This window comes from Plantactinospora siamensis, from assembly GCF_042434095.1.
Taxonomy (GTDB): Bacteria; Actinomycetota; Actinomycetes; order Mycobacteriales; family Micromonosporaceae; genus KBS50.
In genome coordinates, this window is sequence record NZ_JBHLUE010000016.1 from 580,532 (window position 1) to 601,411 (window position 20,880).

Annotated in this window: 17 protein-coding genes and 1 pseudogene; 9 read left to right on the plus strand and 9 right to left on the minus strand. The window is 74.3% G+C overall.

What is annotated here, in order from left to right:
• Window positions 1–611: 611 nt before the first annotated feature.
• From ACFFHU_RS20050 to ACFFHU_RS20060, 3 genes are all read right to left on the minus strand, one after another.
• Window positions 612–1,082: a MarR family winged helix-turn-helix transcriptional regulator gene (locus tag ACFFHU_RS20050; protein ID WP_377341046.1), complete on the minus strand. Its 471-nt coding sequence runs from the start codon at window positions 1,080–1,082 to the stop codon at window positions 612–614.
• A gap of 56 nt (window positions 1,083–1,138) precedes the next feature.
• Window positions 1,139–2,791: a mucoidy inhibitor MuiA family protein gene (locus ACFFHU_RS20055; protein WP_377341048.1), complete on the minus strand. Its 1,653-nt coding sequence runs from the start codon at window positions 2,789–2,791 to the stop codon at window positions 1,139–1,141.
• A gap of 72 nt (window positions 2,792–2,863) precedes the next feature.
• Window positions 2,864–3,268, minus strand: coding sequence for a YjbQ family protein (locus tag ACFFHU_RS20060; RefSeq protein WP_377341050.1), 405 nt, complete (start codon window positions 3,266–3,268; stop codon window positions 2,864–2,866).
• A gap of 196 nt (window positions 3,269–3,464) precedes the next feature.
• Between ACFFHU_RS20060 and aceE the strand changes: the two genes are divergently transcribed.
• Window positions 3,465–6,221 carry a pyruvate dehydrogenase (acetyl-transferring), homodimeric type gene (aceE, locus tag ACFFHU_RS20065; RefSeq protein WP_377341052.1) on the plus strand — a complete coding sequence of 919 codons (2,757 nt, stop codon included), beginning with the start codon at window positions 3,465–3,467 and terminating at the stop codon, window positions 6,219–6,221.
• 191 nt (window positions 6,222–6,412) lie between these two features.
• Here aceE and ACFFHU_RS20070 read toward each other — a convergent pair.
• Window positions 6,413–6,853, minus strand: a pseudogene (locus tag ACFFHU_RS20070) (SRPBCC family protein); the annotation flags it as partial.
• A 134-nt stretch (window positions 6,854–6,987) separates the two neighbouring features.
• Here ACFFHU_RS20070 and ACFFHU_RS20075 point away from each other — a divergent pair.
• Together ACFFHU_RS20075 and ACFFHU_RS20080 are read left to right on the plus strand one after the other, a co-directional pair.
• A complete protein-coding gene (locus ACFFHU_RS20075) occupies window positions 6,988–8,322 on the plus strand; it encodes a GH1 family beta-glucosidase (protein ID WP_377341053.1) in 1,335 nt (444 codons plus the stop codon).
• Window positions 8,323–8,471: 149 nt separating this feature from the next.
• Entirely contained in the window at window positions 8,472–9,719 is a 1,248-nt protein-coding gene (locus tag ACFFHU_RS20080) for an MFS transporter (protein ID WP_377341241.1), read from the plus strand.
• A 65-nt stretch (window positions 9,720–9,784) separates the two neighbouring features.
• Here ACFFHU_RS20080 and ACFFHU_RS20085 read toward each other — a convergent pair whose 3' ends face one another.
• Window positions 9,785–11,020, minus strand: coding sequence for an ArsB/NhaD family transporter (locus ACFFHU_RS20085; RefSeq protein ID WP_377341055.1), 1,236 nt, complete (start codon window positions 11,018–11,020; stop codon window positions 9,785–9,787).
• A 125-nt stretch (window positions 11,021–11,145) separates the two neighbouring features.
• On the opposite strand from ACFFHU_RS20085, the gene gltX reads away from it, so the two are divergent.
• Both gltX and ACFFHU_RS20095 read left to right on the plus strand, forming a co-directional pair.
• Complete coding sequence (gene gltX, locus ACFFHU_RS20090) at window positions 11,146–12,555, plus strand: glutamate--tRNA ligase (RefSeq protein ID WP_377341056.1); 1,410 nt, start codon at window positions 11,146–11,148, stop codon at window positions 12,553–12,555.
• 142 nt (window positions 12,556–12,697) lie between these two features.
• Window positions 12,698–14,005: a poly(ethylene terephthalate) hydrolase family protein gene (locus tag ACFFHU_RS20095; protein ID WP_377341057.1), complete on the plus strand. Its 1,308-nt coding sequence runs from the start codon at window positions 12,698–12,700 to the stop codon at window positions 14,003–14,005.
• Window positions 14,006–14,123: 118 nt separating this feature from the next.
• Here ACFFHU_RS20095 and ACFFHU_RS20100 read toward each other — a convergent pair whose 3' ends face one another.
• Window positions 14,124–15,038, minus strand: a complete 915-nt coding sequence (locus ACFFHU_RS20100; RefSeq protein ID WP_377341058.1) for an NAD-dependent epimerase/dehydratase family protein — start codon at window positions 15,036–15,038, stop codon at window positions 14,124–14,126.
• A 111-nt stretch (window positions 15,039–15,149) separates the two neighbouring features.
• Between ACFFHU_RS20100 and ACFFHU_RS20105 the strand changes: the two genes are divergently transcribed.
• Both ACFFHU_RS20105 and ACFFHU_RS20110 read left to right on the plus strand, forming a co-directional pair.
• A complete protein-coding gene (locus tag ACFFHU_RS20105; protein WP_377341059.1) occupies window positions 15,150–15,845 on the plus strand; it encodes a TetR/AcrR family transcriptional regulator in 696 nt (231 codons plus the stop codon).
• 300 nt (window positions 15,846–16,145) lie between these two features.
• Entirely contained in the window at window positions 16,146–16,823 is a 678-nt protein-coding gene (locus ACFFHU_RS20110) for a hypothetical protein (RefSeq protein WP_377341061.1), read from the plus strand.
• A gap of 7 nt (window positions 16,824–16,830) precedes the next feature.
• Here ACFFHU_RS20110 and ACFFHU_RS20115 read toward each other — a convergent pair whose 3' ends face one another.
• From ACFFHU_RS20115 to ACFFHU_RS20125, 3 genes are all read right to left on the minus strand, one after another.
• Window positions 16,831–17,748, minus strand: a complete 918-nt coding sequence (locus ACFFHU_RS20115) for an NADP-dependent oxidoreductase (protein ID WP_377341242.1) — start codon at window positions 17,746–17,748, stop codon at window positions 16,831–16,833.
• Window positions 17,749–17,807: 59 nt separating this feature from the next.
• Window positions 17,808–18,053, minus strand: coding sequence for a hypothetical protein (locus ACFFHU_RS20120; protein WP_377341063.1), 246 nt, complete (start codon window positions 18,051–18,053; stop codon window positions 17,808–17,810).
• A gap of 160 nt (window positions 18,054–18,213) precedes the next feature.
• Window positions 18,214–18,798, minus strand: a complete 585-nt coding sequence (locus tag ACFFHU_RS20125) for a hypothetical protein (protein WP_377341064.1) — start codon at window positions 18,796–18,798, stop codon at window positions 18,214–18,216.
• Window positions 18,799–18,979: 181 nt separating this feature from the next.
• Here ACFFHU_RS20125 and ACFFHU_RS20130 point away from each other — a divergent pair, with 181 nt between their 5' ends.
• The gene (locus ACFFHU_RS20130; protein WP_377341065.1) at window positions 18,980–20,200 is read left to right on the plus strand and encodes a sensor histidine kinase; all 1,221 of its coding nucleotides are present in this window, start codon (window positions 18,980–18,982) and stop codon (window positions 20,198–20,200) included.
• Window positions 20,197–20,880 (plus strand): response regulator, encoded by a 684-nt coding sequence (locus tag ACFFHU_RS20135; protein ID WP_377341067.1) that lies wholly within the window; start codon window positions 20,197–20,199, stop codon window positions 20,878–20,880. The genes ACFFHU_RS20130 and ACFFHU_RS20135 overlap by 4 nt, the downstream gene beginning before the upstream one ends.

Consider the following 20,880-nt stretch of genomic DNA (forward strand, 5'->3'; position numbering starts at 1 on the left):
CTCGGGCGCCCCGGCCAGTCCGGCAGCCTCGACCGGGCCCGGCGCATCGACCGAGGCGTCGGGCGCGGCCGGAGCCGCCGCGTCGGGCGCGGCCTGGGCCACCGCGTCGGGCGCGGCCGGGGCCACCGCGTCGGGCGCGGGCGGGGCCGCCGCGTCGGGCGCGGGCGGGGCCGCCGCGTCGGGCGCGGCCTGGGCCACCCGTACGCAGTAGAAGGCGCCGGACCGGTAGTGCAGCAGCGCCGGGTCGGTCGGCCGCAGCGCCGCGGCCACGGCCGCGTTGCCCTCGTGGCCGGCCGACGAGATCGTGTAGTACCCCTCGCCGAAGCTGCGCAGCCAGCGGGCCGCGAGATCGAGGTGCCGGCTGGTGACCTGGGCGTCGAACAGCTCCCGGGCCCGCTGCCCGGTCAGCCCCGTCCCGTCCCGGACCGGCTGCCCGGCCGCCCGTGCCCCGGTCGGCCGGGACAGCGCGGCGACCGCCTCGCGGAACCGCTCGTCGAGATCTTGAGGGGTGGTCACGCCGGAAAGCATTACCGATCGGCGCCACCCGCGACCACTTTCGGCCCTCGTGTCGGGCTGCGTGTCGCCGCGGCCGACCATGGGCGGCGCCCAGGTCAGGACCCGCCGCAGTCCTCCGGGCAGCCGCCGTTGGAGATCTTCTCCACAAGATCACCGAGGGTCGCCAGCTCGTCGTCGCCGAGCCCGTCCAGCAGCCGCGAGTCGCCGAGCACCCGGCGTACCCGCACCTGGGCGCGCCGGCCGGCGTCGGTCACCACCAGGGTCTTCAGCCGGCGGTCCGCCGGGTCGGCGCGCCGGCACACCAGCCCGGCCTCCTCCAGCTTGTCGACCAGGGCCGTGACGTTGGAGCGGTCGCAGTTGAGCTGCTCGGCCAGGTCACGGGCCGGCAGCGGCCGGTCCGGGTCGAGCCGGTCGAGGGCCCGCGCCGCCGCGGGGGTCAGGCCGAGGGCCGCGAGGTCCGCGTCCATGTGATGCCGGATGGCGCGGGCCACGTGGCTGAGCCGGCGCACCACACCGGCCGCGAGCGCCGCGCGCTCGGGCGCCGGAAGCGAGGTGGTTTCGGCCATGAGCCCATGGTACGGCCGGTGCGGGGGGACCCCGGCTGGGCGACGATCGCGGCGCCTCACTCCCGCCAGCCGACCAGCTCCACCCCCTTGGCGGTGTCGACCCGGAACGCCATCGTGAGCTCAGCCGACCGCCCGGGGTCCAGCCGGAGCCGCCAGGTCAGCTCCCCCAGGTCGGTCCGCTCGACGGGCGGTGGCTCCAGCCGCGTCTCCCGCACCGCGATGCCGTCGTCCCGGGACACCGGCAGCTGATCGAGCACCACGACCTCGGCCGGGCGCGGGGTGTGGTTGGCCACGGTCACCCGGTACTCGACCTCCCGGCGCCGGGCCGCGCCGAGCGTGGCCCGGCCGGCCTCGCGGCGGACCAGCTCGCGCTCGACCCGGATCCGGTCGTCCAGCCCGAGCGCCAGCTCCAGCTCCTCGCCGGGCGCCCAGATCCGTAGCGGGGTGCCGGTGACCAGGTCGGCGCCGTGGAACACCGCGGCCGGGCCCGGCAGCAGGGTGTGCGCGGAGGTGTTCCGCACGGTGGCCCGCAGGTATGCGGCCGGCTCGCGTACCGGCGCGGTCACGTGGTCCAGCCGGGCCGGCAGGTCGAACACCGCCACGGTGGCCCGGTGGCTGCTGCCGTCGCCCGGCACCGCCACCGCCCGCGCCGGCCGGTAGGTGGCCGCCGCGACCCCCTGCTCGACCGTGGCGACGGCCTGCTTGAACTCGCGGGCCGGTTCGGGGCCGCCACCGGCCCGGGCGAAGGCCGCCGCGGCCGGAATCGCGCCACCGGCGGGCCGGGGCCGCGGCGCGGGAGGCGGGACCGGCCGGTCCCGGTCCAGATACCACGGCGTCAGCTCCGGTACGGTCGTCGACCCCGCCGGGCGGGCGGTGGACAGCCGCAGGTCGCACTCCGGCCAGTCCTCGCCGGTCCGCTGGCTGACCAGCCCGAACCAGGTCACCCCGAGCGTCTGGTCGACCAGCCGGAGATCGTACGAGGAGCGCCAGCCGGCGCCGTCGACCAGGTACGTCAGCTCCACCTCGATGTCGTCGCCGGGCTCGGCCGCCGACGCCTCGGCGTGGTCGCCGGGCTCAGCCGTCGGCGCCTCGTCATCGTCGCCGGGCGCGCCCGACTCGGCCGGCTCGGCCAGCGACAGCGTGACATCGGCGACCAGATGGTCCGGCTCCCCGTCGCCGAGCGCCTGGAGCGAACGATCGATGGCGGCGATCTCCTCGGCCAGCTCGACCCGCCGCCGGCCGAGTTCGCGGCGCCGGTCGCGCGCGCCGGTGATCTGCTCGGCGATCGCGTCGGCGAACCGCGCGAGGTCGCCGGGGGTCACCTCACCCGCCGCGAGCGCCCGGGCGTACGTACCGGTGGCTCGGTCCGCGACGCCGGCGAGGAAGGTGTCCCGGCGCTGCTCGACCTCGTCGGCGTCGGTGAGGCCGGCCTCCTCCGCCGCCAGTTCCGTCCGGCGACGGGTCAGCTCGGCCACCCGCTCATCGGCGCTGCGCGGCATCCGGCGGGTGGCCAGGTCGACGCCGAGCACGGTGGCCCGGCCATAGCCGCTCACCCGCAGCGAGTCCCGGTGCAGCCCGAGCGGAAGGGGGGAGATCCGGATCCGGTGCTCGCCGGGCGGCAGCGTGACCTGCGCCAGGCGGCTCACCCGGGCCCGATCCGGAAAGACGGTGACGGCGACGATGGGCGCTTCGACGGGCTCCAACTCCACCCCCGCCACCCTAATCCGGTCTCAACGTCCCCACTGCCCGCAGCATCCCCACCGCCCTCGGCCGGGGAGGGATCAGCCGGGGAGGAAGGAGAGGCGGATCTGGCGGGTGGGGTTGTCGCCGTTCGGGTCGACCAGGCAGATCGACTGCCAGGTGCCGAGCGCCAGGTCGCCGTCGAGCACCGGGATCGAGGCGTACGGCGGGATGAAGGCCGGCAGCACATGGTCCCGGCCGTGCCCGGGCGAACCGTGCCGGTGCCGCCAGCGCTGGTCGGTCGGCAGCAGCTCGTTCAGGGCCGTGATCAGATCCTCGTCCGAGCCGGAACCGGTCTCGATGAGCGCAACCCCGGCGGTGGCGTGCGGCACGAAGACGTGCAGCAGTCCGTCGCCCTGCCCGGCCACGAACCGGCGCGCCTCGGTGGTGATGTCCCGCACGGTCGGCCGGGACCCGGTGTTCACGGTGATCATGTCGGTGCGCATGGCTGCCAGTCTTACCCCAGTCGGTTGAGAGGGGACCCTGATACAACGGATTCCGGTCGGAGGGGGCCCTCCCTTCGGTTACCGGCCAGTACCTGTGTCGAGCGTCGCGTCGGGGGCCGCCGGAGGTGACGGGACCGGGGCACAAGGGGCAGTATTGCGCTAGAGACCTATCCCACACGAAACCGAGGGAACGCCTGTGGCAACGGAGCGCAAGCGCCCGGTGATCAGCGACGGCCTGCCGAGCCAGCTGCCGGACATCGACCCCGACGAGACCGCCGAATGGGTCGAATCGCTGGACGGCGTCATCGACGAGCGGGGCGCCAAGCGTGCCCGCTACGTGATGCTGCGTCTGCTGGAGCGGGCCCGGGAGCGCCAGGTCGGCGTCCCGCCCCTGACCACCACGGACTACATCAACACCATCCCGCCGGAGCAGGAGCCGTGGTTCCCGGGCGACGAGCACGTCGAGCGGCGGATCCGGGCCTACATCCGGTGGAACGCCGCCATGCTCGTGCACCGGGCGCAGCGGCCGGAGATCGGCGTCGGGGGCCACATCTCGACGTACGCGAGCTCCGCGTCGCTGTACGAGGTGGGCTTCAACCACTTCTTCCGGGGCAAGAACCACCCGGGCGGCGGCGACCAGATCTTCTACCAGGGCCACGGCTCGCCGGGCATGTACGCCCGCGCCTACCTGGAGGGGCGGCTCACCTCCGACCAGCTCGACGGCTTCCGGCAGGAGCTGTCGCATCCCGGTGGCGGCCTCCCGTCGTACCCGCACCCGCGGCTCATGCCGGACTTCTGGGAGTTTCCCACCGTCTCCATGGGCCTGGGCGGGATCAACGCGATCTACCAGGCGCGGTTCAACCGCTACCTGCATCACCGGGGCATCAAGGACACGTCCGACCAGCACGTCTGGGCCTACCTGGGCGACGGTGAGCTGGACGAGCCGGAGACGCTGGGCGCGATCGGCGCGGCGGCCCGCGAGGAGCTGGACAACCTCACCTTCGTGGTCAACTGCAACCTGCAGCGCCTGGACGGGCCGGTGCGGGGCAACGGCAAGGTGATCCAGGAGCTGGAGTCGTTCTTCCGGGGCGCCGGCTGGAACGTGATCAAGGTGATCTGGGGCCGGGAGTGGGACCCGCTGCTGGCCGCCGACACCGACGGCGCGCTGGTCAACCTGATGAACGTGACGCCGGACGGCGACTACCAGACGTACAAGGCGGAGTCCGGCGCGTACGTCCGGGAGCACTTCTTCGGCCGCGACCCGCGGACCCGCAAGATGGTCGACCAGCTCAGCGACGACGAGATCTGGAACCTCAAGCGCGGCGGGCACGACTACCGCAAGCTGTACGCGGCGTACAAGGCCGCGCTGGAGCACACCGGCCAGCCGACGGTGATCCTCGCCAAGACCATCAAGGGCTGGACGCTGGGCTCGCACTTCGAGGGCCGCAACGCCACGCACCAGATGAAGAAGCTGACGCTGGAGGACCTGAAGACCTTCCGCGACCGCCTCTACCTGGACATCCCGGACTCGGCGCTGGAGGCCAACCCCTACCTGCCGCCGTACTACCACCCGGGCAAGGACTCCGACGAGATCGCCTACCTGCAGGAGCGGCGGGCGGCGCTCGGCGGCTACCTGCCGACCCGGGAGATCAAGAGCCACTCGCTGGCCATCCCCGAGTCGAAGCAGTTCGGCGACGTCAAGAAGGGCTCCGGCAAGCAGAAGATCGCCACGACGATGGCCTTCGTCCGGCTGCTCAAGGACCTGATGAAGGACAAGGAGTTCGGCAAGCGCTGGGTGCCGATCATCCCGGACGAGGCCCGCACCTTCGGGATGGACTCGCTCTTCCCGACGAAGAAGATCTACTCACCGCACGGGCAGAACTACACGGCCGTGGACCGCGAGCTGTTCCTGTCGTACAAGGAGGACACCTCCGGCCAGATCCTGCACGAGGGGATCAACGAGGTCGGCTCGGTGGCCTCGTTCACCGCGGCCGGATCGTCCTACGCCACGCACGGCGAGCCGATGATCCCGGTCTACATCTTCTACTCGATGTTCGGGTTCCAGCGCACCGCCGACGGGCTGTGGGCCGCCGCGGACCAGATGGCCCGCGGCTTCCTGCTGGGCGCCACGGCCGGCCGCACCACGCTGAACGGCGAGGGCCTGCAGCACGAGGACGGGCACTCGCACCTGATCGCGGCCACCAACCCGGCCGTGTTGGCATACGACCCGGCGTTCGCGTTCGAGATCGCGCACATCGTCGAGGACGGCCTGCACCGGATGTACGGCGAGAAGCAGGAGAACGTCTTCTACTACCTCACCGTCTACAACGAGCCGATCCTGCAGCCGGCCGAGCCGGCGGACGTCGACGCCGAGGGCATCAAGCGGGGCATCCACCGGTACGCCCCGGCGCCGGAGATCCCCGGGCGCGACGGCGGCGCGGCGCCGCGGGCCAACATCCTGGCCAGCGGCACGGCCATGCAGTGGGCGCTGCGGGCCCAGGAACTGCTGGCCCAGGACTGGGGGGTGGCCGCCGACGTCTGGTCGGTCACCTCGTGGACCGAGCTGCGCCGGGACGCGGTGGAATGCGAGGAGGAGGGCCTGCTCAACCCGAGCGCCGAGCCGCGGGTGCCGTACGTGACGGCCAAGCTGGCCGACGCGGAGGGCCCGAAGGTGGCGGTCAGCGACTGGATGCGCGCGGTGCCGGACCTGATCTCGCGCTGGGTACCGGGCCGGTACACCTCGCTGGGCACCGACGGCTTCGGCCTGTCGGACACCCGGCACGCGCTGCGCCGGCACTTCCACGTGGATGCCGAGTCGGTGGCCGTGGCCACGCTGCGCCAGCTCGCGCTCGAGGGCGCGGTGCCGGCCGGGGTGGCCGCGGAGGCGGCCAAGAAGTACGCCATCGAGGACGTCAACGCCGCCCCGGTCGGCGAGACCGGCGGCGACTCCTGACCGGCGCCGCGTAACGCCCCGTTGATCAAGAGGTTTGCGTCAGAGTTCACGCGGATTCTGACGCAAACCTCTTGATCATCTTTGGATCGGGGAGGACCGGGGCGGACCCGGAGGCGGGGTCAGTGGGTCAGGAGGCCCAGGCCGGAGTCGGTGGACTCGTCGGCGCCGGCCGCCACCCCGACCGGGGCGCGGTCCGGCACGGTCAGGCCGGTGAGCCGGGCGAGCGATCCCTCCAGGTCGGCGCCCACCTTGCGCATGCCGAGCCGCAGCAGCGCGCCGCTCACCTTGCCGGCCGGCCAGCGCACCACGATGAGCCGGGCGGAGGTGCCCTCGGGTTCCTCGCTGAGCTGGACGTACACCTCGGTCCGGGCCTCGGCCCGGGCGCCGGCGCCCTTGGCCCGCTCCCGCCAGCCGATCAGGGTGGGCGGCTGGTAGACGATCACCTCGGCCTCGTGGCTGGCCCCCCGTCCGGACGCGTACACCCGTTGCCGGCGGCCGTAGCCCTCGCCCGAGAGCACCTCGGCCTGCCGCACTCCGGCCAGCCAGGAGGGCAGTTGCTCGGCCCGCTGGACCACGTCCCACACCGCGTCGATCGGCGCTCGGACGTACGCGCTGCGCTCAACCAGGATCATTGTTCATCCGTCTCCACTGAGGACATCCATGATTAAGCAATTTTATGCCCATTTAGAGGGCGAATCGGACGGCTTCCGCCCGACACGCCGGGGGAATTAAAGTCCGAGCAACACTCGCGTTTCTCGGAGGTTCGATGACCACCCCGGCACCCATGCCCGCCTTCCCGCCGGCCTTCACCTGGGGCGTGGCCACCGCCTCGTACCAGATCGAGGGCGCGACGTCCGCGGGCGGCCGGGGCCCGTCCATCTGGGACACCTTCGCCGCGCAGCCCGGCCGGATCGCCGACGGCAGCAGCGGCGAGGTGGCCTGCGACCACTACCACCGGTACGCCGAGGACGTCGCGCTGATGGCCGGGCTGGGCGTGTCCGCGTACCGGTTCTCGGTGGCCTGGCCCCGGATCCAGCCGGCCGGCGCCGGGCCGGCCAACCCGGACGGCCTGGGGTTCTACGACCGCCTGGTCGACACGCTGCTGGCACACGGCATCGACCCGGTGGCCACCCTCTACCACTGGGACCTGCCGCAGGCGCTGGAGGATCGGGGCGGGTGGCTGGACCGCGACACGGCCGAGCGGTTCGCCGAGTACGCCGACCTGGTCGCCGCCCGGCTGGGCGACCGGATGAAGCTGTGGATCACCCTGAACGAGCCGTTCGTGCAGATGACCTTCGGGTACGGCCTGGGCGTGCACGCCCCCGGCCGGGCCGAGCTGTTCGGCGCGTTCCCGGCGGCGCACCACCTGCTGCTCGGGCACGGCCTCGCGGTGGCGGCGCTGCGGGCCCACGGCCGCACCCCGGTGGCGATCACCAACAACTACTCCCCAGTCCGGGTGCTCGGGGAGGGCGACGCCGACCGGGCGGCCGGCGCGGCGTACGACGCGTTGCAGAACCGGCTGTTCACCGACCCGCTGTTCGGCCGCGGCTACCCGGACGCGCCGGGCGTCGACCCGGCGGTCGTGCGCGACGGCGACCTGGCCGCCATCGCCGCCCCGCTGGACGCGCTGGGCGTCAACTACTACAACCCCACCGGCATCCGGGCGCCCGAGGCGGGCGCGCCGCTGCCGTTCGAGCTGGTCCCGCTGGCCGGCTACCCGACCACCAGCTTCGACTGGCCGGTGGTCCCGGACGGGCTGTACGACCTGCTTACCCTGCTGCAGGACCGGTACGGCGCCGACCTGCCGCCGATGCTGATCACCGAGAACGGCTGCGCCTACGACGACGAGGTGAGTCCGGACGGCCGCTGCGACGACCCGGACCGGATCGCCTACCTCGACGGCCACCTGCGGGCGGTGGCCCGGGCCATCGCCGACGGGGTCGACGTGCGCGGCTACTTCGTCTGGTCGCTGCTGGACAACTTCGAGTGGGCCGAGGGCTACACCAAGCGGTTCGGCCTGGTGCACGTGGACTACGACAGCCAGGTCCGCACCCCCAAGTCGTCGTACGCCTGGTACCGCGACCTCATCGCCCGGCCGTGACCGCCGTACAACCGTCCCAGCCGGACCTGCCGGGGCAGCCGGCGGCCGGTCTCGGCGCCCTGGGCGCGGCGGCGGCCGGCGCGGCGCCCACGGCGGCCGGGCTTCCGGCGGCGCCCGGCGGCGCGGCGACCACGCCCGGCGGCGCGGCGCTGCCGGCGGCCCTGGCCGAGCCCACGGTCCGGGTGGGTCGGGGCTGGATCGCCGGGATCTTCGCGGCCAACCTCGGCGTCTGGATGGCGTTCTTCACCCCGATCCAGATCCTGCTGCCCGAGCAGATCTCCCGGATCGACCCGACCCGCAAGGAGACGATGTTCGGCCTGGTCACCGGGCTGGGGGCGCTGGCCGCCGTGCTGGCCAACCCGCTGGCCGGGGCGCTGTCGGACCGCACCTGCCCGCGGCTGTTCGGCCGGGATCTGGGCCGGCGGCACGTCTGGACGGCCGGCGGCGCCGTGCTCGGCGCCCTGGCGCTGGCGCTGCTGGCCGGCCAGCACACCATCGCCGGGGTGGCGGTGGCCTGGGTGGCCGCGCAGATCTGCTTCAACGCCATGCTGGCCACGCTCACGGCCGCGATCCCGGACCGGGTGCCGGTGGTCCAGCGCGGCGGGGTCTCGGGCTGGGTCGGCATCCCGCAGGCCCTCGGCCTGGTCGTCGGCGCGGTGCTGGTGACGGCGGTGGTGCGCGGGACCGGGGCCGGCTATCTGGCGGTCGCGCTCGGGGTGCTCGCGCTGGCACTGCCGTTTACGCTGGTCACCGCCGACGACCCGCTGCCGCGCGAGCACCGGCCGCCGCGCGACTGGCGGCGCCTGGTGACCGGGCTGTGGATCGACCCGCGGCGGCACCCGGACTTCGCCTGGGCCTGGGGCACCCGGTTCCTGGTGCAGATGGGCAACGCGCTGGGCACGCTCTACCTGCTCTACTTCCTCACCGACGGGGTCCGGCTGGCCGACCCGCAGGGCGGGCTGCTCATGCTGATCCTGCTCTACACGGCCGGGATGATGGCCACCGCCGTGGTGGCCGGCCGGCTGTCCGACGCGTCCGGCCGGCGCAAGGTGTACGTGATCGTCTCCGGCCTGGTGATGGCCGTGGCCGCGGTGCTGCTGGCGGTCTGGCCGGTGTGGCCGGCCGCGGTGGTGGCGGCGCTGCTGCTGGGCGCCGGGTACGGCGTCTACCTGGCCGTCGACGCCGCGCTGATCACCCAGGTGCTGCCGCGGGCGACGGACCGGGCCAAGGACCTCGGCGTGATCAACATCGCCAACTCGGCGCCGCAGGTGCTCGGCCCCGCGCTGTCGGCACCCATCGTGGTCCACCTGGGCGGCTACCCCACGTTGTACGCGGCCACGGCCGTGGTCACCCTGCTCGGCAGCGCCCTGGTGGTGAAGATCCGTTCCGTGCCGTGAGCCGGGGCCGAGGCGTTAGGAAGGGCCCCTTCCTATACAAAAAGCGATAAGAAGGGGCCCTTCCTTCACAGCCAGGCCAGGGCGGCGGTCGCGGCGGCCAGGGCGAGGGCGGCGGTGACCGCGCCGGTGGCGATGAACCGGGGCCACCGCACGGTCACCCCGGCGGCCCGGCAGCGCTCCACCCAGAGCAGGGTGGCCAGCGAGGCCCACGGCAGCACCAGCGGGCCGACGTTCGTCCCGACGAGCAGCCCGAGCAGCTGATCGGTGTGCCCGGCCGGGATCACGGCCTCGCCCGCCAGGTAGGCCGGGAGATTGTTGATCACATTGGCCAGCACCGCGCCGGCGCCGGCCGCCCGCCAGACGCCGGCCGCGCCGGGATCCGCGCCGATGGCCGCGTGCAGCAGGTTCGACAGGCCGTACCGGACGACCGTGTCGACGATCAGGAACAGGCCGGTGACCGAGGCGAGCAGCGGCCAGGGCACCAGGCTCCACCGCAGCGCCGCGCGGTCCCGGACGGCGTACGCCACCACCAGCACGACGGCGCCGGCCACCGCCACCACCTCGATCGGCACCCCGGCCACGATGCCCAGCACGAAGCCCGCGCAGGTGGCGGCCGCCACCCGGAAGAGAACGCGGTCGGCCGGGGCGTGCCGGTCGGGCGGGGCGTACCGGTCCCGGCCGCGCGCGCCGCGCCGCCAGTAGAACAGCCACAGGGAGGCGGCGGTGGCAAGCACGGCCGCGAGCTGGGGCAGGGCCATCCGGGCCGCGAACCGGGTGACCGCGAGGTCCAGCCGGCCGGCCGCCAGCAGGTTGGTCAGGTTGGCCACCGGCAGGCTCAGGCTGGCCGTGTTGGCCAGCCAGACCGTCGTCATGGCCAGCGGCAGCGGCGGGGCATCGATCCGGACCGCCATGGCGATCATCACGGGGGTGAGCAGCACCGCCGTGGTGTCCAGGTTGAGCACCCCGGTGGTGACGGTGGCCAGGCACACGGTGAGGGCGAACAGCGCCGGGTAACTGCCGCCGGCCAGCCTCGCCAGCCGGGTGGCCAGCACGTCGAACAGCTCGGCCCGGGCGGCCAGCTCGGCCAGGATCAGCACGGCGAACAGGAACACCAGCAGCGGCCCGATCCGGCGCAGCGTGGCGCCGGCGTCGTGCGGCGACACCAGGCCGGTGACCAGGCAGAGCAGGCCGGCCAGCAGCAGGCCGAGGGCCAGCAGCTCGGGCCCGGCCAGCCGACGCCGTGCCGGCGCCGGCCGGGGCTGCTCCACCGTGCCGCCACGCCGTCCCACTCCGCCGCCCACCGTTCCCCCTCGCACCGCGCCGCGGCTCGGGCGCGCCCGAGCCGCGGGCAGGGTACCCAGCCGGCGGGCCGCGCATTCGAAACCTGGTGGCGGGCGCCCGCCGGGTCCGCCGTAGGCTTGACCCCGTGACGGTACGCGTACGCTTCGCCCCATCCCCGACCGGAATGTTCCATGTCGGCGGCGCCCGGTCGGCGCTGCAGAACTGGATCTACGCCAAGCAGCAGGGCGGGGTGCTGGTCCTGCGGATCGAGGACACCGACGCCGCGCGGAACCGCCCGGAGTGGACCGAGGGCATCCTGTCCGCGCTGGAGTGGATCGGGATCGACCGGGACGCGTACGAGGGGCCGTACTTCCAGTCCAGCTATGCGGCCGAGCACCGGGCCGCGGCGGTGCGGCTGTACGAGGCGGGCCGCGCCTATTACTGCGACTGCACCCGGGAGGACGTGCAGCTGCGCGGCGGCTCACAATACTCGGGCTACGACGGGTTCTGCCGGGACCGCGGGCTGGGCCCCGGCGAGAAGCGGGCGCTACGGTTCCGTACCCCGGACGAGGGCGCCACCGTGGTGGTGGACCTGATCCGCGGCGAGCCGACCTTCGAGAACCGGCTCATCGAGGACTTCGTGATCGCCCGCGGCGACGGCTCGCCGGTGTTCCTGCTGGCCAATGTGGTGGACGACATCACCATGGAGATCACCCACGTGATCCGGGCCGAGGAGCACCTGCCGAACACGCCCAAGCAGCAGCTGCTGTGGGACGCGCTCGGGGTCAAGCCGCCGGTCTGGGCGCACGTGCCGGTCGTAGTGAACGAGAAGCGGCAGAAGCTGTCGAAGCGCCGGGACAAGGTCGCGCTTGAGGCGTACCGGGACGAGGGCTACCTGGCCGACGCCATGCGCAACTATCTGATGCTGCTCGGCTGGGCGCCCTCGGGCGACCGGGAGATCGTGCCGTGGTCGGTGATCGAGTCCGAGTTCCGGCTGGAGGAGGTCAACCCCTCCCCCGCGTTCTTCGACGAGAAGAAGCTGCGGGCCTTCAACGGCGAGTACATCCGGGCCCTCCCGGTCGAGGACTTCGCGGCGGCCTGCCGGCCGTGGCTGACCGGCACCGACACGATCGCCCCGCCGCCGTGGCGGCCCGAGCAGTTCGACGAGGGCGTGTTCGCCGCGGTGGCGCCGCTGGCGCAGACCCGGATCGCGCTGCTCAGCGAGATCGTGCCGAACGTCGACTTCCTCTTCCTCGACGCGCCGCTGGTCGAGGAGGCGGCCTGGGCCAAGGCCATGAAGGAGGGCTCGGCGGAGCTGCTGGACGCCGCGGTGGCCGCCTTCGAGACGCTGCCCGAGTGGACCGCCGAGGCCACCAAGGCGGCGCTGGAGCAGGTGGGCGCCGAGCGCGGGCTCAAGCTCGGCAAGGCCCAGGCACCGGTGCGGGTCGCGGTGACCGGCCGGACCGTCGGGCTGCCGCTGTTCGAGTCGCTCGAGGTGCTCGGCCGGGACCGCGCCCTCACCCGGCTGCGCGCCGCCCGCGTACGGCTGCCCTGACCGCCTGCCGCTGGCGGGCCCGAACGACGGGTCCGCCCGGTAGGTCCGGCCGGTTCGGCTTCATAGACACCTTGCTATGTTAGCGATAACAGCCTAGCTTTACGGCATCGGGTCGGGCACGTCGACGACAGGGAGCCGCGCGATGGTCAGACAGAGATCCTTCCGACCGGCGCTCGCGGCCGCGGCGCTGCTGGTCCTCGTGCTGGCCGGCGCGGCGCTGGGCGGCAGCCTGACCGGGATGGCGCCGGCGGCGGCGGCCGACAACCCGTACCAGCGGGGTCCGGATCCCACCCTGGCGAGCATCTCGGCCAGCCGCGGCCCGTTCGCCACCGCGCAGCTGACCGTGGCGCCGGGCAACGGGTTCAACGGCGGGTTCGTCTACTACCCCACGGACACCAGCCTCGGCACCTGGGCCGCGGTGGCCATCGTGCCCGGCTACAGCGCCCTGTTCGCCAACGAGGAGGCCTGGATGGGCCCCTGGCTGGCGTCCTTCGGGTTCGTGGTGATCGGCGTCGAGACCCTGAGCCGCAGCGACGGCGCGGACGCCCGGTCCACCGAGCAACTCGCGGCGCTGGACTGGTTGACCACCAGCAGCCCGGTGCGGGACCGGGTCGACCGCTCCCGGCTGGGCGTCCTGGGTCACTCGGCCGGAGGCGGTGGCACCCTCACCTCGGCGCTGCGCCGACCGGCGCTGAAGACCGCGGTCGGCCTCGCCCCGGGCGCGCCCGGCAACGCCTACAACATGTCGGCCGACCAGGTGCCGCTGCTGCTGCTCTCGGGCCAGAACGACGGCACGGTCACGCCCGCCTACGTGCAGGGCATCTACGACACCATCCCGGCCGGGGTGGAGCACGCCTGGGCGGAGCTCGCCGGCCAGGACCACCTCTCGTTCACCAGGTCGAACCCGACCGAGATGCGGGTGCTGATCCCCTGGCTGAAGCTGTTCCTGGACAACGACACCCGGTACAGCCAGTTCATGTGCCCGACGCTGGCGAACAGCAGCGGCGTGTCGCGGTACAGCGCGACCTGCCCGCTCGTCCCGCCCGGCGGCCCCACGCCGACCCCCAGCACGAGCGGCCCGTCGACCCCGCCGTCCAGCCCGCCGCCGTCCAGCCCGCCCCCGTCCAGCCCGCCCCCGTCGAGCCCGCCGGCCGCCGGCGCCTGCGCCGCCACGTACCGCACCACCAGCACCTGGCCGGGTGGCTTCCAGGGCGAGGTGACGGTGACCGCCGGAAGCTCGGCGATCTCCGGCTGGACCGTCCGGTGGAGCCTGGGCGCCGGCCAGAGCATCACCCAGCTGTGGAACGGCACGCTGAGCACCAGCGGCTCGTCCGTCACGGTGCGGAACGTCTCGTACAACGGCGCGGTGCCGGCCGGCGGCTCGACCACCTTCGGCTTCCTCGGCGCCGGCGCCCCCACCGCCCCCACCCTCAGCTGCACCACCCCGTAACGGACGAAAGGAAGGGCCCCTTCTTATCGCTTTTTGTATAAGAAGGGGCCCTTCCTAACCGGCCGGCGGCCGCCGGGGCGAGGGCCGCCGGGGCGAGGGCCGCTGGGGCGAGGGCCGGTCAGCCGCGCAGCTGGTCGGCCGCCTCCCGGAGGGCGTCGTCGAGCGGCTGCGGCTTGCGCCCGAACGTCTCGGTGGCCGCCGTCGAGTCCATGATGAACGGCCGGGTGAACTGGTAGCGGGTGGTGCGCAGCTCCCGGACCATCGGGCTGGCCACGCCGGCGGCCCAGAAGACCGGGTACGGGATCGCGGTCAGCTTCGGCGTCGGCGCCCCGGCCACCTGGGCGAACCGGGTGAGCAGTTCCCGGACGGTGAGCGGCGCGGGGCTGGGCACGTGCCAGGCCCGCCCCCAGCCGCGCTCGTCGGCGGCAACGGTGACCAGCAGCCGCGCCACGTCGTCGGTCGAGGTCCAGGTGTGCGGCACGTCCAGCGGCGCCGGCGAGTATGCCCGGCTGCCGGCCAGCACCGCCTTGCCGGGGCCGAAGCTGAGCAGACCCCGCCCCTGGATGTAGTCGCTGCCCCGTACCTCGGTGGCGCGGATCCGGCCGGCCTCGTGCGCGGCCAGCGCGGCCCGCCACATCTCGCCACGGATCCGCAGCTTGGGATGGGTGGCGGCGAGCGGGGTGGCCTCGGTCATCGGCCCGTCGACCGGACCGTACGAGTAGAGCGTGCTCGTGGTGGCCAGGGTGGCGCCGGTGCGCTCCGCGGCGGTCAGCAGCGCGGCCGACAGCGGCGGCCAGTCGGTGAGCCAGGTGTGGTACTGCGGGTTGGCGCAGTTGTAGAGGGCCACCGCGCCACGGGTCAGCTCGGTGAGCCGGCCGGCGTCGGTGGCGTCGGCGCTGACCCGCTCGATGAGCGGGTGCTCGGGGCCGGTCCCGGAGCGGGTGACCACCCGGACCCGCTCGCCGCGCCCGGCGAGAAGCAGCGCGGCGGTCGACCCGACCTGGCCAGCGCCCACGATGACATGCGTCGACATGATTGACCTCCGACTAAGCGAGAGCACCGCTCTCTGTTGAGTACAACTCTCACATGACGACCGCCGGCTCGTCAAGAGCAGTGCTCTCGAATGTGTGCAACAATCGCTGACATGTCCGCTGGATCGATCCGTGCCCGCGTCCGCGCCGAGATGACCGACGAGATCAAGGCCACCGCCCGGCGCCATCTGGCCAGCGACGGCGCCAACCTGTCGCTCCGGGCCGTGGCCCGGGACATGGGGATGGTCTCCTCGGCCCTGTACCGCTACTTCGCCAGCCGGGACGACCTGCTCACCGCGCTGATCATCGACGCGTACGGCGGGCTCGGCGCGGCCGCGGAGGCCGCCGACGCCGCGGTGGCCGACCGCGCCGACCTGCGCGGCCGGTGGTTGTCGATCTGCCACGCGGTCCGCGACTGGGCGCTGGCCAACCCCGCCGAGTACGCCCTGCTGTTCGGCAGCCCGGTGCCCGGCTACGCGGCGCCGATGGACACCGTGACGGCCGCCAGCCGCACCCCGGCCACCCTGGTCGGCGTCCTCGTCGACGGGGTACGGGCCGGCACGCTGGTCGAGCCGGACCCGGCCGACGCCCTGCCGGAGGTGGTCCGGGACGACCTGATGGCCACGATGGCCGACTTCGCCCCCGAGCTGTCCCCCACCCGGATCGCCCGCGCCATGCTCGCCTGGACCAGCCTGTTCGGCGTGGTCAGCTTCGAACTCTTCGGGCAGTTCAACAACGTCGTCCATGCCCGCCGGGAGTTCTTCGACCACCAGCTGCGCCGGCTCGCCGACCAGCTCGGCCTGCCGTGATCGCGGAGTCGCGCCGCGCGTCGGGGCCACCCGCGGGCGACCACCCGCGGGGGTAAGCGGCGGCCCTGCCGGAGGCGGGCCCGCCCCCACGGGATCGGCCATCGGCGTTACGATTCCGCACACGATCATCGGGTACGGATCGCACATGGTTCCAAATACCGGACCGGTTGCTGCGCCGGAACGGTATCCCGCGCAATCTCTTGAAGGTGGGACCCGGCAGTCCCGGCCCACGATCGCCGGATCGTTGGACCGCACGGGCGCGGCGGCCCAGCCATCGTCGGACGGGGCGAGGAGGTCGGCATGGTCGGTCGGATGCGACGGCCGGGGATCCTGACCGTGCTGGTGACGCTGGCCCTCGGCACGACGCTGGCTCTCGGCCTGGCGCTGGGTGGCGGCCGGGCCGCTGAGGCGGCCCCCAACCCGAAGCCCACGCCCACCACCCTGACGATCAAGCCCGAGGGCATCGGCGACCCGGTGAGCCTGCGGTCCGATCGGGACGCCGCGCTCTTCGCCACCCTGCTCGACCAGGTCGGCTGGCTACGCACCGGCGTCGGGCAGGGCGAGCCGTCGGCCGGGGCCGACCTCGGTCGCAAGTACACGGTCGTGGTCACCGTCGGCGACGAGGCGCGGCAGACGTACGACCTGTATCCGATGGCCAAGGGCGGGCCGCGCGCCTACCGGCCGAGCATCCAGCCGGACCAGCGGGTGACCTCTGCCGCCTGGTTCTACGGGCGGTTGAACATGATCGAGGCGCTGCGCGCGGTCGGCTTGCCGCTCCCCGGCGAGCCCACCAAGGTCACCGGCGGCATCGGTGGCGGCGGCGCGGCCGCCGAGTCGGACGGGCTCGACCCCACCCGGGACTTCACGGCGGCGGTCGGCGACCTGCGCCGGGTGCTCATGCTCAACACCGCCGTGATCGTGATGATCACGCTGGGCCTCGCCGGCATCGCGTACCTGATCCGGCGCCGGACCAACTGACGGCCGCCTAGACCTCCAGCACCAGCTTGCCGCGAACGTGGCCGCCCTCGATCACCCGGTGTGCCTCGGCGGCGGCACCCAGCGGGAACGTCCGTTCGACGTGGACGGTCAGCCGCTCCGCATCGATCAGACCGGCGAGCAGTCCCAGGTCGGTGGCGGACGGCTTCACGAAGACGTACACGCCGCCGAGCTCGGCCACGCCGACCGGGTCCGCGATCGAGGCCAGCCGCTGCGCGTCCGTGAGCAGCTCGGCCGAGGCGGCCAGGGCGTCCCCGCCGAACATGTCCAGCACCGCGTCGACACCGCCCGGCGCCACCGCGCGCACCCGGTCGGTGAGGCCCGGCCCGGAGGCGACCGGCTCGGCGCCGAGGGACCGGACGAAGTCGTGGTTGCGCTCGCTCGCCGCGCCGATCACGGTGGTCGCGCCGAGGGTCCGGGCCAGCTGCACCGCGAGGTGCCCGACGCCGCCGGCGGCCGCGTGCACGAGCACCGTGTCGCCCTCCGCGACCTCCACGGCCCGCAACGCCTGGTACGCGGTCAGCCCGGCCAGCGGCAGCGCGCCCGCCTCCGCCCACGAGGCCCGGAGCGGCTTGTCGGCCAGGGTCCGCTCCGGCGCCGGCACCAACTCCGCGTACGTGCCGAACTGGATGTCGTCGCGCCGGACGTACCCGATGACCTCGTCGCCGGCGGTGAAGCCGCGCACCGCGGGACCGGCCGCCACGACCACGCCGGCCAGGTCCCAGCCGGGCACCAGCGGAAAGTGCGTCGGGAACGCGCCGTCCAGATGCCCGGCACGGATCTTGCAGTCGACCGGGTTGACACCGACGGCCCGGGTGCGCACCAGGACCGTGTCCGGGCCCACCGGCGGATCCGGCACCTGCTGCTCGACGAGCAGTTCGGGTCCGCCGTACCGGGAGATCGCCATCGCCTTCACGACGCCACCCTAGGGCTTCACGCGCCGCCCCCGCCCGCGATACCGCGGGCTCAGCACCAGCGCCGCGGCGGCCGCTCCCGGCGGGCGCCCCGGGTCCGCGGGCGCACACCGAGGTGCCGGTGCGCGCCGGCCCAACCCGGCCGGGCGCTCTGGCAGTCCGGCCGGCGGGCCGGCGGTGGCGCCTCGGGACCGGCGCCGTCCGCGCCGCCCGGCGCGGTCCGGCCGCCGCCGTGCCGCGAGCACTGGCCGGGCAGGCAGGACTGCTCGTCGTCCGCGCGCTCGATCTCCCCGGGCACCTGCGGCCTCCTCCCCCGTCGCCACCGGTCGGCGGGCAGGCGAGGCAAACCGCGGCCGGGGATCGGCCGGGTGCCGGCACGCCCACCCGGGTCCGGCCCTGACACGGTACTGGCCCGTACCGACAGTCTCGACGGCGGCCGGCCCGGTGGCGTGGATCGATCAGCCCCGGCGCTCCCGCCCGGCGCGCTGCCCGGCCGGCGCGGCCGGCGCCTCCGCACGGCCCGGGAACAGCGTGAACCAGAGCGGCCCGGCGACGAACCAGATGGCCAGCACCGCCGACAGCCGGATGATCCAGTCCCGCAGCGCGCCGGTCCGGGCCTGATCGTCGACCAGGACGATGGCGGCCACCAGCAGCACGCAGGCGATCGCCCAGGCCAGCGCCGCCTTGGCCCACTCCCGCCACTCGTGCCGGGTGCGGGCCCGGCCGCGCCGCGGCGGCCGCCACGGCGGCGGGCCGCCGGCGAAGCGGTACGCGAAGCGCTGGTCGGCCCAGCGGACCATGGCGGCCCCGAAGGCCACGGACGACCCCAGGTACGCGGCCGCCAGCCCGTGCGTGAAGTTGGCGGTGGCGCCGCGGCGCAGATCCAGCGTCGTGGCCACCAGCAGCACCAGGTCGACCAGCGGCACCGACACCAGCAGCACGGCGCCCAGCCGCCGGCGCCGCAACAGGTACCGGGCCACCAGTCCCGCGCCGAGCAGCACCCAGAAGCCGATCTCGCATCCGGCGATCACCGCGAGAACCATCGTCGTACCTCCCCGTCTCCCGCCTCCAGGCTGCCCCGGCGGCGGCGGGCGGGCGTCGGCGGCGGGGCGGAAACCGGGGTCCGTCGAAGGATGGACGGCTCCATCGTTCGACGGACCGGGCCGGCGCGGGTTCGTCGCCACGGAGGACGCCGCCGCGGCGGTGATGTGCTGGGATCGGGACATGACGACCGGCCCACCGACCCGCCGGGCCACCCGGGTGGACGTCGCGCTGGCGGCCGGGTCGTTCGGCGGCGGCCTGCTCCTGCTCAGCCTCGGCACGTACCGGTCGGTCAACCCGGCCGCGCACTTCCCCACGGCGCTGTTCGCGCTGCCGCTGGCCGCCACCTGCGTGGCGGTGGGGCTGCGCCGGGCGGCCACCCGGACCAGCCTGGCCCTCGGCACCGCCGGGGTGCTGGCCGATCTGGCCATCGGCGGCTCGCTGGGCACGCTGCTGGTCTACACCCAGGTGCTCTACGACGCCTGCGTGTACGGGTCGGCGCGGACCTGGCGGTGGTTGCTGCGGTCCAGCGTGGCGCTCGCGGTGCTCGGCGCGCTGGCCGGGGTGCTGGCCGCCCGCGCCTGGTACGGCGTGTCGGTGGGGGTCGTCGTGGTGCTGGTGACGCTGCTGCCGGTGCTGACCGGGATCAGCGTGCGGCAGTACCGCGACCAGGCCGCCACCGCGCGGGCGCAGGCCGAGCAGACGGCCCGGCTGGCGGAGCTGGGCCGGCGGCAGGCGGTGCTCGCCGAACGGCACCGGATGGCCCGGGAACTGCACGACGTGGTGGCCAACCACCTGAGCGCGGTGGCCATCCACGCCACGGCCGCGCTGTCCGTCTCCGGCCTCGACGCGGAGCAGGTGCGGCAGGCGCTGCGCGTCATCCGGGAGAACAGCGTGCAGGGGCTGGGCGAGCTGCGCCAGATGATCGGGCTGCTGCGCGAGCCGGCCGCCGGCCCGGTCCCGAGCGAGCCGGCCGCCGGCCCGGCCCCGAGCGAGCCGGCCGAGCCGGCCATCCGGGTCGGCCTGGCCGACCTGGACCGGCTGCTGGACCGGTCACGCTCGGCCGGGCTGGCGGTGACGGCCCGGACCACGGGAACGCCCCGTGAGCTGCCGGTCGGCGTGGACCTGGCCGCCTACCGGATCCTGCAGGAGTCCCTCACCAACGCGCTCAAGCACGGCCAGGGACCGGTCGACCTGGCCGTCGACTACCGGGCCGACGCGGTGGCGTTGAGCGTGCTGAACCCGATCCCGGGCGCCGCCGGTGGGGACGGCGTTCCGGGCGCCGGCGCCGGCCTGATCGGCATGCGGGAACGCGCGGCGCTGGTCGACGGATGGTTCACGGCGGGCCCCGACGGCGACCGCTGGCGGGTGGCGGCCGAACTGCCCACCGGCCGGGTCCGATGAGCGTCCGGGTGGTGCTGGCCGACGACCAGCCGGCCGTGCTGGCCGGGCTGGCGCTGATCCTCGGCGGCGCGCCGGACATCGAGGTGGTCGGGCAGGCCGGCGACGGCGAGGCGGCGGTGGCGCTCTGCCGCGCCCTCCGCCCGGCGGTGGCCGTGCTGGACGTACGGATGCCGCGCCTGGACGGCATCTCGGCGACCCGGCGGATCGTGGCCGACGGCCTCGCCGACGTCCTGGTGCTGACCACCTTCGACCTCGACGAGTACGTCTTCGGCGCGCTGCGCGCCGGCGCGGCCGGGTTCCTGCTCAAGGACACCGACGCCGCGGGGCTGGTGGCGGCGGTCCGCACGGTGGCCCGCGGCGACGGCATCGTGGCGCCCGGGGTCACCCGGCGGCTGATCCGGGCCTTCGCGGCCACCGCCCCGGGCGCCTCGGCCGACGCCCGGGCCGCGCTGCCGACGCTGACCCCGCGGGAGCGGGAGGTGCTGGTCTGCATCGGGCTGGGGCTGTCCAACCAGCAGATCGCGGACCGGTTGGCCATGGCGGAGAGCACCACCAAGACGCACGTGAGCCGGATCCTGGCCAAGCTGGGCCTGCGCAGCCGGGTCCAGGCCGCGATCCTCGCCCAGGAGGCCGACCTGTCCGGCGGCGAGGGTGCCGGGCGTACCGGCCGGGGTGCGTGA